This window comes from Paenibacillus anseongensis, assembly GCF_009757995.1.
Lineage (GTDB): Bacteria > Bacillota > Bacilli > Paenibacillales > NBRC-103111 > Paenibacillus_E > Paenibacillus_E chondroitinus.
The window spans coordinates 470,292-483,241 of record NZ_WSEM01000020.1; the positions used below are offsets into that span (position 1 = coordinate 470,292).

The 12,950-nt window shown below is 49.8% G+C and carries 10 protein-coding genes; 3 read left to right on the forward strand and 7 right to left on the reverse strand.

Annotated features, from left to right (window positions below; genetic code table 11):
- Window positions 1-85 precede the first annotated feature (85 nt).
- The 3 genes from GON05_RS25875 to GON05_RS25885 form a co-directional block, all read right to left on the reverse strand.
- Window positions 86-2,416 carry a helix-turn-helix domain-containing protein gene (locus tag GON05_RS25875; RefSeq protein ID WP_246239472.1) on the reverse strand — a complete coding sequence of 777 codons (2,331 nt, stop codon included), beginning with the start codon at window positions 2,414-2,416 and terminating at the stop codon, window positions 86-88.
- A 238-nt stretch (window positions 2,417-2,654) separates the two neighbouring features.
- Entirely contained in the window at window positions 2,655-3,530 is an 876-nt protein-coding gene (locus tag GON05_RS25880; protein ID WP_157323109.1) for an ABC transporter permease, read from the reverse strand.
- A 30-nt stretch (window positions 3,531-3,560) separates the two neighbouring features.
- On the reverse strand, window positions 3,561-4,340 hold the full coding sequence (locus GON05_RS25885) for an ABC transporter ATP-binding protein (protein WP_157323111.1): 780 nt from the start codon (window positions 4,338-4,340) through the stop codon (window positions 3,561-3,563).
- Between the two features lie 357 nt (window positions 4,341-4,697).
- On the opposite strand from GON05_RS25885, the gene GON05_RS25890 reads away from it, so the two are divergent.
- From GON05_RS25890 to GON05_RS25900, 3 genes are read left to right on the forward strand one after another with little or no spacing between them, the layout of a single operon-like run.
- On the forward strand, window positions 4,698-6,059 hold the full coding sequence (locus GON05_RS25890) for an LLM class flavin-dependent oxidoreductase (protein WP_157323113.1): 1,362 nt from the start codon (window positions 4,698-4,700) through the stop codon (window positions 6,057-6,059).
- 51 nt (window positions 6,060-6,110) lie between these two features.
- Entirely contained in the window at window positions 6,111-7,475 is a 1,365-nt protein-coding gene (locus GON05_RS25895) for an LLM class flavin-dependent oxidoreductase (protein WP_157323115.1), read from the forward strand.
- 34 nt (window positions 7,476-7,509) lie between these two features.
- A complete protein-coding gene (locus GON05_RS25900; protein ID WP_157323117.1) occupies window positions 7,510-8,586 on the forward strand; it encodes an aliphatic sulfonate ABC transporter substrate-binding protein in 1,077 nt (358 codons plus the stop codon).
- 363 nt (window positions 8,587-8,949) lie between these two features.
- Here GON05_RS25900 and GON05_RS25905 read toward each other — a convergent pair whose 3' ends face one another.
- The 4 genes from GON05_RS25905 to GON05_RS25920 are packed head-to-tail and all read right to left on the reverse strand — an operon-like array spanning window position 8,950 to window position 12,760.
- Complete coding sequence (locus GON05_RS25905; protein ID WP_157323119.1) at window positions 8,950-9,783, reverse strand: (2Fe-2S)-binding protein; 834 nt, start codon at window positions 9,781-9,783, stop codon at window positions 8,950-8,952.
- Between the two features lie 21 nt (window positions 9,784-9,804).
- Entirely contained in the window at window positions 9,805-10,656 is an 852-nt protein-coding gene (locus tag GON05_RS25910; protein WP_157323121.1) for an ABC transporter ATP-binding protein, read from the reverse strand.
- A gap of 29 nt (window positions 10,657-10,685) precedes the next feature.
- Entirely contained in the window at window positions 10,686-11,717 is a 1,032-nt protein-coding gene (locus GON05_RS25915) for a FecCD family ABC transporter permease (RefSeq protein ID WP_157323123.1), read from the reverse strand.
- Window positions 11,717-12,760: a FecCD family ABC transporter permease gene (locus GON05_RS25920; protein WP_246239429.1), complete on the reverse strand. Its 1,044-nt coding sequence runs from the start codon at window positions 12,758-12,760 to the stop codon at window positions 11,717-11,719. The genes GON05_RS25915 and GON05_RS25920 overlap by 1 nt, the downstream gene beginning before the upstream one ends.
- Window positions 12,761-12,950: the final 190 nt, after the last annotated feature.

Sequence of the window (12,950 nt, forward strand, 5' to 3'; positions counted from 1 at the left end):
TCATGAACTCCCCCACTTAATCACAAAACGGACCTCCTGTATAGGTACACTTCTATCACAAGGGTACGTCTATGCAAAAACCGCCTTAATTGACCGTTTTTCGGTAAAAGCTGGGGGAAACGCCTGATACGCGCTTGAAAGCTCGCCGGAACGCATGCGCGCTATTATAGCCGACATAGTGCGAAATTTCATCAATCGTATGTTGGCTGTTAAACAGAAGATCCGTTGCTTTCTTAATCCGTATTTTCTCTACATAGTCCGATAAATTTTCACCGGTGTGATCCTTAAATAACTGGGAAATATACTTCTCCGGCAGCTCGACGTCAACCGATATCTTATACAGATTCAAATCAGCATCTGAGTAATGTTGATCGAGGAAATCCACAATTTTGTTGATCATTTCCCCCGTACTATCCTCTTTTTTCTTAAGCACTCTACTGCAGAACGCTTCGAGCAGTTCAAGAATGTCATTGCGGAAACGATCGAGACTGGCGGAGAGCTGCAAATGCTCAATCCGCGCTTTCAGCCCTTGCGAAACAGCCTGATCCGTGAAGGGACTATGCTGCAGCAGCTTAAAGAACGTCCCTTTTAACTCGCCGAATAATTGCTGAACCATCTCCGCCGATAGCTGCCGTTCTGTGAAGTTCTGTGCCAGCAGCTGCTCAAAAATGCGATGAACCTCTTGCAGCTCGCCGATCTTGACCGCATTCAGCATCCGCAGCTCCATATCAATCGGGTAGTAGTAGCTCGTTGATTCCTTGATCACATCCCGGTACCAGATCGTTTCCGCCTCTTCCATAAAAACCGAATAATCAAGCGCACCCCTCGCTTCCTCAAAGGAGCGACTGCTGTCGGAAAGGGACTGGAAGCTGCCGCCAATGGCCACCGTCATTTGAATTCGGTACTCCTCTTTCACATATTCTCTCAGTTGTTCAAACAATCCAGACAAATTAGCCGTCATGTCCTCCCCTTCCAATTCAGCGTCCTCTTCCTTCAGCGTCATCAGCATGGCGATTTTATCCGAATCGATATCCGTTACATTGAGTTGAAAAACATGGCTCAAATCAACGAGACATTTTTTGATCAAAAGCCTTGCCGCATTCAGCTCGTGAATAATTTCCTGACTGACCAAACCGCTATAACCGTTAATCCGAATGATCGCTACATGGCCGGTTTCATTTTTCAAATTCATGCTTGGCAGGGAGTGCATTAATGTCTGGACTTCCTGCAGAGAATCAAATTCCCCTTTCAATAGCCGCTTTACAAAAGCATCTTCTAACAAAGGCAGCTGGCGCTTCAGCTCCTCTTCCAAAGAACGCTGACTGGCTAATAAGTCGGAAATATTCCCTTGCAGAAAATCGAACGCATTTTTCCCTTTGTACCCGCCTTGGCCAATTTGCTCCCGGAAAACCGAAACGATCCGATTGATGGGCGCACTGTTCCTGTAGGCAAATAATAAGGCCGCAATAATCCCTAACAATAACGTTGAAATCGTGATCGTCCAAGTTACTTTGGCAATGAATACCGACTGCTTCAAAACGACGCTTTTGGGTAAGCCGACAACATATACCCAACCGTTATAGGTTGACTTCGAGGAGATAAGCAGCGTTTCGCCTTCGACGATGTTCCCAGGTTGTTGACCGATCATCTGCGGGATATTCATCGCTCGAATTTGGGCATCATCAATGCCGACTCTGGCAATCGGATGACCGTCCTTATCGCTGATATAGGCCCAGCCTCCATACTGCTGCGGAATGCGTTCCAGCATTTTGGCGATTTCATTTTCATCAATTAAAATCACGGCCGTACCGAGCGAATGCTGAAAGCTATCGAACGGAATTGACTGCAAATAGGTAATTACGTTGCTTTTCTTCCCATTACCGATAAACGGCTTTGACGGCAGCGTTTCCCTGCGATGAATATTACCGAGCAGACTCTGCTTCCACTGGACCGGATCTACATCCTCGTAATGGTACAGGTCGAAGTAATCATCAGGGCGTACATACACACCGGATGGCGTAAAAATAGCATGATAATTGTTCAGATAAATGTAGAAATCCTCCAGAAAAGTGTTCGTCAAGCTGTAAGCCGCCGTATTGCGCCATGATTTCCATAGTGCATAAACGTCGTAGTGATCGACATCCACTTGCTGGTTCAGCACATAGTTCAGTTCCTGGTCCAACGACAGCTGTCTTGTGATATTTTCGACCTCTTCCATTCTGCGATCCAAGACGTCTTTACTTTGGTTCAGCATCATTGCGCTTGCTTCAAGCGAACTGGACTTAATAATGTCCGAAGAAACATAATAGGAGATGAACCCCGTCACCATTGGAATAAACAGGATGAGCACATAGGAAACAAGAAAACTTCTGAAAATGGGGGAATGCTCCAGCTTCAGGTTGGAAGTCAGCTTCATCACAACTTGTTCACCTCATCTATTTGTAGAAGCTCATTCGAGTAAGCGTTTTCATTTCACCTTCTATCATAAAATAAAAGCTGGATTTTGTCTGTCGAAATTAGGCGGCCGGCTAAAATCCAAGACGGGCCGGTTCCGACGCCAAAAAGAGCCTCCAGAGACTTTTATCTGACGAAAATGGTTCTTTTCGACTGAGATAGGTGTCTCTGGGGCTCTTTTTTTCCCGATTTTCAAACGATTATCCGTTAAAGCTATCGCGCCACTTCAATAGTTTCTTTTCCAGAATCCGCACCAAGGAATCAGAACCCTTGCCCACGAAAGCAAAGATCAAAATCCCAACAAACACAATCGCCGTCTGCGAGAACTGTCTGGCATCCAAAATCAAATAGCCAACTCCCTCGCTCGAGCCCATGAGTTCAGCTACTACTAAACCTAACCAAGCAACGCCGATCGATAGCCGTAAGCCAAGCAAAATATTAGGCAGCGCTGCTGGCAGGACCAATTTCGTAATTTGTTTAAACTTACTGAATTCCAGCACCCGAGCGACATCGAACAGCTTGGAATCCACGTTCCGAATCCCCAGGAAAGTCTGCACATACAGCGGGAAAAACGCCCCTTTCGCAATAAGCAGCACCTTGGAGAACTCACCAAATCCAAACCAGAGAATAAAGAGCGGCGTGATGGCCAAATGCGGGATCGTCCGCAGCATCTGCACAGAAGGATCAAGCGTCTGCTCGAATTTGCGAAACAGGCCGACGAGCAAGCCAAATGCCAGCCCTAAACTGCCGCCAATCAGAAAGCCGACAGCCGCACGCCAAATACTAATTCTCACATGCCTGAAAAGTTCACCGCTCATGAGTAAATCATAAAAAGCCTGACCTATCGCATACGGCGTGGGCAGCAGGGTTTTGGAAACGATGCCTAATGACCCGAAAATCTGCCATAGAATCAGAACGGTCAGCGGCAAAATGCTCCCTCGCACAACAAGCTCCCATTTGGCTTCTTTCCTTTGCGGCTTTGAAAGGTTCGGCTGTTCCGTTGAAACGGGTGGTTCCGCTGCCTTGGGCCGGGATATGGGCTGATTTTTTGCAACAATAACTTCGGCTTGACTCATCGCTGCTCCCTCACTTTCATTCTCATTTAGTTAAATACCCGAGCTGTCGATCAGCTCTAATTCATCAATAGGTTCAAATTCACTGAGCACCAGTTTGCGCAGCTCTTGGAACGAGACGGTAGTCTTTTTTCGCGGATAGGGCAAATCGACTGAGATGATATTACGGATCGTGCCCGGACGCGCATCCATCACGACGACTCGGGTAGCCAGAAACACAGCTTCATCGATATCATGCGTGACAAGGATCATCGTTGTCCGGTTCTTCTCCCAGATGTCGAGCGCAACCTCTTGCAAGTGCGAACGCGTGAAGGCGTCCAAGGCCCCAAACGGCTCATCCAACAAAAGCACCTTCGGATTCCTGAGCAAAGCTCTTGCAATGGCAACGCGCTGCGACATTCCTCCCGATAGCTCCCTCGGGTACGATTTCTCAAAACCTTTCAGCCTCACTAGCTCAATCAGACGATCTACGCGTGCCCGGACGTCAGGATCTTTCAAACTAAGATCGGCGGCGATGTTCTTTTCGACGGTCAACCAAGGGAATAAGCGATGCTCCTGAAAAATAAATCCTTTATCAATACCAGGCTTTTCTACCTGTTTCTGTTCGAGCAGTACTTTTCCGTTATGTTCGGTATCCAGCCCGGCGATGATCTTGAGCAGTGTGCTTTTACCGCAGCCGCTTGGACCGATAATGGTTATAAATTCACCTTCTTTAATTTGTAATTGAATGTTATGAAGTGCTTCAACCCGGTGCCCTTGGGGCGTCTGAAACCATTTGCTCGGCAAATCAATATCTAATGATAGTACGCTCATCAAGCTTCCCCCTTTAGTCATTTATTCGAATATAAAAAAAGAGACTCCCATAAGAACCCCATTACGGGGAAGGTGGGAAGTCTCCAGATATCTGGTCGACATGATTTAATTCATAGTGTTTAACTTGGATATAAGGGGATCATATCACTACAAAAAATGGAAGTCAATCCTATAATTCTTATATAACCCACTTGTTTTATCGGAATTAGTGTGCTAGCATAACTAATCAATAACCCATACAGCCCATTGGTCCACCAAAGGCTCTCCAAGCACCGCTCATCAGCGGCTAGCTTGTGAGAGCCTTTTTGCATACTCGGGGCGCTTATATGTAAGGACATTATTCGGGAGGGATGAAAGATGAGTACACCTGAGCAGAGACAACTGCGTTTAGGAGCATTTCTATTTCAAGTGGGCCACCACGTGGCGTCTTGGCGTTATCCGGATACGGATGCCCAAGGCATTTTGCAGCATGCGTTTTACGAGCATTTTGCCCAGACAGCGGAGCGCGGCAAATTCGATATGATTTTCCTCGCAGACACACTTGCGGTCGTGGATCGATTTAAAACGAACATCAAGCATACCGTAACCGTTCGGCCTGAACCCATCACGCTGCTTTCCTATTTGGCAGGCGTTACGGAACATATCGGATTAGCGGCTACTGTATCTACTTCGTACCATGAACCGTACAATTTGGCGCGTGAATTTTCCTGCTTGGATCACTTGAGCGGAGGGCGCGCAGCGTGGAATGTCGTGACCTCAGGCCGCGATGAAGAAGCGCATAATTTCAGCCAAGACCGTCACCTCGCCCATGATAAAAGATATGAACGAGCACGTGAATTTGTTGATGTCGTCACCTCCCTCTGGGATAGCTGGGAAGATGACGCTATTGTGGCAGACAAAGAAAATGGCATTTTCGCTGATCCCAACAAAGTGCATGAGTTGAATCATCGCGGCGAATTTTTCGCTGTACGCGGTCCTTTGAACTTGCCGCGCTCACCGCAAGGCAGACCCGTTGTGATTCAAGCGGGAGCATCGGAGACAGGGAAACATCTTGCTGCCGAGACGGCGGAAGTTGTCTTCACCGCTTGGCAAACGCTGGAAGAGGCGCAGCTCTTTTACCGCAGCGTCAAGGAGCTGGCTGTCACTTACGGTAGATCGCCGGACGACATCCTCATCATGCCGGGCATTTTCCCGGTTATCGGAGCCACCGAAGAAGAGGCGCGTGAGAAGGAAGCGCTGCTCCAATCCCAAGTGCTGCCTGCCGTCGGGCTATCCATGCTCTCTGCATCGCTGAATGTCGATTTGACCGGCTATCCGCTGGATGGCCCACTCCCTGATCTCCCGGAGCTGCAGCAAGTGAATGGCGGTAAAAGCCGCTTCCAGCTCGTCTCCGATATGGCGCGCCGGGAAGGCTTGACGATCCGCCAATTAATGTACCGGGTAACGGGCGCTCGCGGTCACCGCACCATTTATGGCACACCGGTCCAAATCGCCGATCAGCTGGAAGAATGGTTCAAGGGTGGCGCTTGCGACGGCTTTAATATCATGCCACCTTATTTGCCGGGAGGCTTGGAGGAATTCGTGGACCTCGTCATTCCTGAGCTTCAGCGAAGAGGGCTGTTCCGCACCGAATATGAAGGAACAACCTTGCGCGATCATCTAGGGCTGTCTAAGCCGCAAAGCCGTTTTCAGAAGGCTGAATCCGTAAGTGGATATTAAGTAATAAATGATAAGTGATACGTAAGCATTGAGAATTGGGGGAATGTATCAATGGGAACTAACCATGGGCAAAGACAGCTTCATTTGGGGGCTTTTATATTTGGCGTTGGGCATCATATCGCGGCTTGGCGTTATCCTTTGACAGATACAGACGGGCTATTGAAGCTTGATTTCTACAAGCGATTTGCCCAAACAGCGGAGCGAGGGAAATTCGATCTCGTTTTTATCGAAGACATCCCCGTGCTGCCGGAGCCGCTGAACCGTGCTGTCCAGTATACGCTGCCGGTCCGGGCGGAACCTTTGACCCTGCTATCTGCACTGGCTTCGGTCACCAAGAAGATCGGACTGGTCGGAACCGTATCGACGACCTACAGCGAGCCCTTTCATGTGGCGCGTAAATTTGCTTCCCTCGACCATTTAAGCGGCGGGCGGGCAGGCTGGAATGCTGTCACAACCAGCATGGAAAATACCGCCAAAAACTTCGGGCGCGACCATCATTTGGATCACTCCCTCCGTTACGAGCGGGCCAAGGAATTCGTTGATGTCGTAACCGCTCTCTGGGATAGCTGGGAAGAAGGCGCGCTCGTTATCGATAAAGCAACCGGCCAATTTGCTGATCCGGATAAAGTCCATGAGATCAATCATGTTGGTGAACATTTTTCCGTACGCGGCCCCTTGAACGTTCACCGTTCAGTGCAGGGACGTCCCGTTGTCGTGCAGGCCGGTTCTTCCACGACGGGTCAAGCCTTTGCTGCCCAGACGGCAGAGGTCGTATTCACAGCTTGGCAGACACTGGAAGAAGCACAAAGCTTTTATGCCTCCCTTAAAGGGCAGCTTCCCGCTTATGGACGTTCGCCGGACGAACTGAAAATATTGCCTGGCGTTCTGCCCTTCATCGGCGCGACAGAAGAAGAAGCGAAAGCGAAGGAAGCCGAATTTCAGGATCTTGTCCTCCCTGCCGTTGGGCTGGGGATGGTGCAGAACATCCTGAGAGTCGATCTTTCCGGTTATCCGCTGGACGGACCGCTGCCTGAATTGCCGGATGCCACCGAGATTAATGGCGGCAAAAGCCGCTACCAGCTGCTGCTGGATATGGCGCGCAGAGAGCAGCTTACGATTCGCCAACTCATCCACCGGGTGACCGGGGCTCGCGGACATCGAACCATCGCTGGAACGCCGGTCCAAATTGCGGACCAATTGGAAGAATGGTTCGTGAATAAAGCCTGCGACGGCTTCAACATTATGCCGCCTTATTTGCCCGGCGGACTGGATGAATTCGTCGATCTGGTCATTCCCGAATTGCAGCGGCGGGGCTTATTCCGCTCCGATTACGCGGGAACTACGCTGCGCGATCATCTCGGTTTGGCTGAGCCTGCGAATCGCTTTGCTCAGCGCTCTGCCACATCTGTTCACTAAATTATAGCGTTACCACGAGAGGGGTCATGTCCGTATGAAACAGAAATCATTTTATAATAAAAGCTTATCCTTCCTGACCATTGTTACGTTAGTACTTTTGTCCGCATGCGGCGCCAAAACGGCGGGCGCTCCGACAAACGGCGGAACTGCCGCTCCAGGCGGAACCTCCGCTGCGCAAAGCAGCAGTGCGGCAGCTACTCCCTCGACTGCTTCGAAAGAGAAGGTCGTTGTAAACATTGGCATCCAAGGTAAAACAGGCGTCCTGAACTTCGCTCGTGAGAAGGGATACTTCGAAAAAGCATTCCAGGCTGCCGGCGCTGAAGTCAAATGGAACGAATTCGCCAGCGGTCCTCCGCACTTCGAGGCGATTGCGGCAGGCAGACTCGATTTTGGCGCCACCGGCGGAACTCCCCTCATTTCGGGGCAAGTCGGCGGGGTTGATTTCAAAGGCATCGCGGTGACAAGCGACGGCAAAAAAGGCAACATGATTATCGTGCCGAAAAATAGTCCCATCAAGGAACTAAAAGATCTGAAAGGCAAAAAAGTCGCCGTAGCCAAAGGCAGCAGCGCCTATAACTTCCTGTACATGGCCATCGATAAGGCCGGGTTAAAGGGCGATGACGTCAAAGTTATTCAGCTTCAACCGGATGAAGCGAGACCCGCTCTTGACAGCGGCGCCATCGACGCGTGGTCCATTTGGGAGCCTTATGCGACTACGGCCGTGTACCAAACGGGAGCAACGATTTTGGTCACCGGCGAAAATCTCAATATCAACGCACCCTCCTTCTTGATTGCCCGCACCAAATTTACACAGGAGCATCCGGATCTGACCGTGCTTTTCCTCAAAACTTACGAAGAAGCACGCAAGTATTACGTCGACCATCAGGATGAAATCGCGGATGAACTGTCCAAATCCCAGAAGCTGGACAAAGCCATCGTTGTCGATGTTTTGAAAAACACATTCCCGATCCTCTCTTCGATCACACCGGAATTCGCCAAAGCGCATCAGGAACAGGCTGACTTCCTGCAATCCGTCGGAGCTATTAATAAGAAGCTCGACACGTCACAGATCCTTGAGAGCAAATTCATAGATCAAGCGTTGAAAAAGTAAGCTTAAGGCCGCCTCAAGTTGATACATCATCTTGCGGGTGGTCTTTTGTTTTGTGTATTAACTGTGGCACCTTCATCAGGTCGTCCCGTCGGGCCTACTACTTACAAATAACGCCTCTGCAGACCTCTATTTCGGAGCTGAAGGGAACTAGCGTCCGCTATTTCTCCGGTTTCGCAAGGAAAACGGAGATTGGCAGACAAATAAAGCCCTGTAGTTCCGCAAGCATGCGGAAACGGCTGATTTTGCCAAAATAACGGCCGCAGGTTCCCTTATTTTCCGCGTGGGTAACTGCGAACAAACAAAAAAGGCCATCTGATTCAGTCATTTCTTCTGACTAAATCAGATAACCTCCAATCTACTGTGCTATGTCGCAGCCGCCTTAGACGCGGCTTCCTGTGCCAGCTTCTCCCTAATCTGCACCTTTCGCTCTTCGCGTTCACTCGGTTTCAGCCGAGGACATGTGTAGCAATAGTAGCCGCCTTCCGTGCAGTAAAACATACAACAGCCCGACTTCATCCGCACCTGAGTATCCGGTTCACCGGGAGCGCTCGGGTAATCCAGGTAGATGAACTTAACGTTCAGCGGATTTCCCGCACGTCCGAAAACTTGGCCGTTTAGCTCCCGCGAAACAAACGTCCATTCATCCTCGATACGCAGCTGTTCCTGCTCCGAACCGGCCTGCTCTTTCAAACGGTCGAACATATAACGCATCCGTGTCGGAAACAACTTCCACAAATGAGTGATATCCATATCGGCAGCCAAGGAAGCCGCTTCTACAATGGGTCGAATGTGAGTGCCATACCAGTGGCTTAAGTGCTCTTTGCGCCATGCGCTGCGCACTCCCTCTCGCGGTCCTTCCAGCTGCCGAATATCATCAAGCACATAGCGGAACTCTGCATATCCTTGTTTGTGCATGTAGATTTGCAGCGTCCAAAGCTCCGGAGCCAAATCAATCAACTCATCCTTCAACATCATGCCATGCACAGCCATGTTCAAAACACCTAGCCTGCTTATAAAATATACACAAGCCGCCGCAGGCTCAAGCGCCTTCATAAGCGGCGAGTAAGCGCTAATTAACTCCCGCATCCCGTCCACTGTAGAGAGGCGGCTGCCTGCTATTGTAAATAACGGCTGTGGATGCGACTCCGTAGTAACCCCGAACTGCTCCGCAAGAACATGTTGTAAAGATGAATCCATGATCTGGCCTCCTTCTGCTATTTAACGAGATTCGCCAACCGCCACCGTGGCTCTAGCTAATTCTGGCTCCGATTTTTCCTTTTTCTCTGTACCTACCAGATCATAAGGGATACAAAGCGGCACACCCGTGCGCGGATCCTTCACGATATCCGCCTCAATGCCGAAAACTTCGCGAAGCACCGGCTGCGTCACTACCTCCTCCGGCGTCCCTTCGCTTACGACCTTGCCCTGCATAATCGCGACCATGTGATGCGCATAATGAGTCGCATGGTTCAGGTCATGAACGACCATGATGATGGTCCTTCCTTCTTCCTTATTCAGCTTTTGAAGCAGCTTCAGTACCTCAAGCTGATGCGCCATATCCAGGAACGTCGTCGGCTCATCCAAGAAAAGGATGTCGGTCTGCTGCGCCAATGCCATGGCAATCCACGCCCGCTGACGCTGACCGCCGGACAGCTGATCTACCGGCCGATCGGCAAATGGCATCATACCGGTAACTTCGATCGCCCAGCTAATCGTCTCCTTATCTTCCTTCGTCATAGAGCCGAAGCCCTTCTGATGCGGGAATCTTCCGTAGGAAACTAATTCGCTCACCGTCAAGCCCTCAGGCGCAGTCGGATTCTGCGGCAAAATCGCCAGTTCCCGTGCGACTTCCTTCGTCGTCCGTTGGTGAATCGATTTCCCGTCGAGGTACACCTGGCCGCCTTTTATTTTCATAATACGCGCAAGTGATTTCAAAATCGTGGACTTGCCTGAGCCATTGGCGCCAACAAGTGCTGTGATTTTGGCATCTGGTATGGATAAATTCAAGTTGCTGACAATCAAACGATCGTCGTAAGCAATGTCTACTTGCTGTGTATACAAACGAGTCATGGGGATGTCTCCTCTCAAAATAAGCTTTTTTAAGCTTTGGATTTCGCAAGCAAAAATAAAAAATAAGGAGCGCCGATGACAGCTACGATTATGCCGGTTGGAATTTCACTTGGCTGTAAAATCCAGCGAGCCAGCGTATCTGCCACAATCAGCAGGAGACCTCCCGTTAACATGGAAGCCGGAAGCAAATACTGATGCTTGGGGCCAACCAATTGTTTGGCAAGATGAGGACCAATTAAGCCTACAAAACCAATGCCGCCGCCAACAGCAACGCAAGCTCCTGCAAGAGCAACAGCCGATGCAAGCAGGCCTAGCCGTTCCTTTTCGACAGACGTCCCTAGCCCACTTGCCAACTGATCTCCCAAATGCAGCACGTTCAAGGTCTGCGCTTTATATAGGACATAGGGGATAAAAATAATAAGCCATGGCAGCAGAGCCATCACAAACTTCCAATTCGTTCCCCAGATACTGCCTGCCAACCAAATGGCAACAAACTGGTAGTTTTGAGGATCCATTTTGATCGTAAGCACTAGCATCGCTGCATTGATTCCAGCTGCGACCGCAATACCTACCAGAACGAGCCTCGTCGGTGAAATGCCGAACCCTTTTTTATAGGCCAAAACATAAATCAATGCTGCTGCAGCTCCAGCCCCAAGCATGGCAAGAAGCGGCATCATGTAGACGGGAGCCGCCTGTTTCACAGGGAAAAACGAAATAAACAGCACAACCGCAAGCCCCGCGCCGGCGTTAATACCCAGAATCCCTGGATCTGCCAGCGGATTGCGCGAGAGCCCCTGCAGAATAGCACCCGATAAGGCAAGTCCTGCACCAACCAGCACCGAAATAATAATCCGAGGGAGGCGAAATTCGAAAAGAATCAGTTCCTGTTTATCCGTTCCTTGGCCGAACAACGTGCGTAGCACATCCATTGGAGACAAGCGAATGAATCCTGTATTCATACTGATAATAAAAACAAGCACGATCGCCACAAGCAAAATAGTTAACATGGTATAGGCTTTGACTGATCGCTTGCGTGTTGAAATTTCTACCAGAGAGGCCATTACAGTTCTCTCCTTTCCTTACGAGCCAAATAGAGGAAAAACGGCACGCCAATCAGCGCGATCAAAGCGCCGATTGGGGTCTCAAATGGCGGATTAATCATCCTTGCGCCAATATCGGCGATCACCATAAGCAGCGCGCCCAGTATGCCCGAGCAGGGAATAATCCAGCGATAATCGACGCCGACTAATGCCCTTGCCATATGCGGGATAACCAGCCCCACGAAGCCAATAGAACCAACGGCCGATACCGATGTTCCTGCGAGTACAAGAGACAGCAGCATGCCGGCCGCTTTCACCCAGCCCGTGCGCTGCCCTAGTCCTGCGGCTATTTCATCGCCGAGACTTAACACCGTAATCGATCTGGATATTACAAGCGCACCGATGATGCCGCCGAGAATCCATGGCCAGACGATTTTGATTTGCAGCCATTTCGTTCCGGCTACGCCGCCCGCATACCAGAACGCCAAGTCCTGCGAAATGTGAAAATAAATCGCAATCCCCTCGCTAAGCGCTAAAAGCAAGGCACTCACCGCAGCGCCGGCCAAAGCAAGCCGTACGGGGGATAAACCTCCTTTTGCCATGGAGCTTACGCCATAAACAAGCCCAGCACCGATAGCAGCTCCGGCGAAGGAGAACAAAATCAAATAATGAAAGGGCAGCCCCGGGAAAAAAGCAAAACAAAGCGCAAGCACAAAGCCTGCTCCAGCATTAATCCCGAGCAAACCCGGATCAGCAAGCGGATTCCGTGTCATTCCTTGCATAATTGCGCCAGAAACAGCAAATCCAATGCCAACCAGCGCTCCGGCCAACGCCCTAGGCAGTCTCAACTCCTTAATGATTTGATGCTGGGTTAAATCCGGGTTGAACCGAAATACGGCTTCCCAAACGGTAGACAGCTTAATATCAGCCGCTCCTACCGATACGGACACAGCAAGACCGAGCAGTAAAGCAGCCAACCCTCCGAAAATAATAAATGAAGCTACAAGCGGTCGGCTTCGCAGCTTAGGACGTGGAGCATCTGTTGATGCTGCAGTTGAACGCATGAACATAATCCCCTTCCGATATGTACCCCAATCAAGATGAAATCAGCTTCATCTTACTCATGAAAAACATTATAACACAGATGATAATGATTATCATTGTTAAATTGACTATTTAAACCTGACAAAGTGTGTTCAGGTAATCTTTTGAATCATCACATATCCCCCACGCTCTTGAATATATTTAGTAACA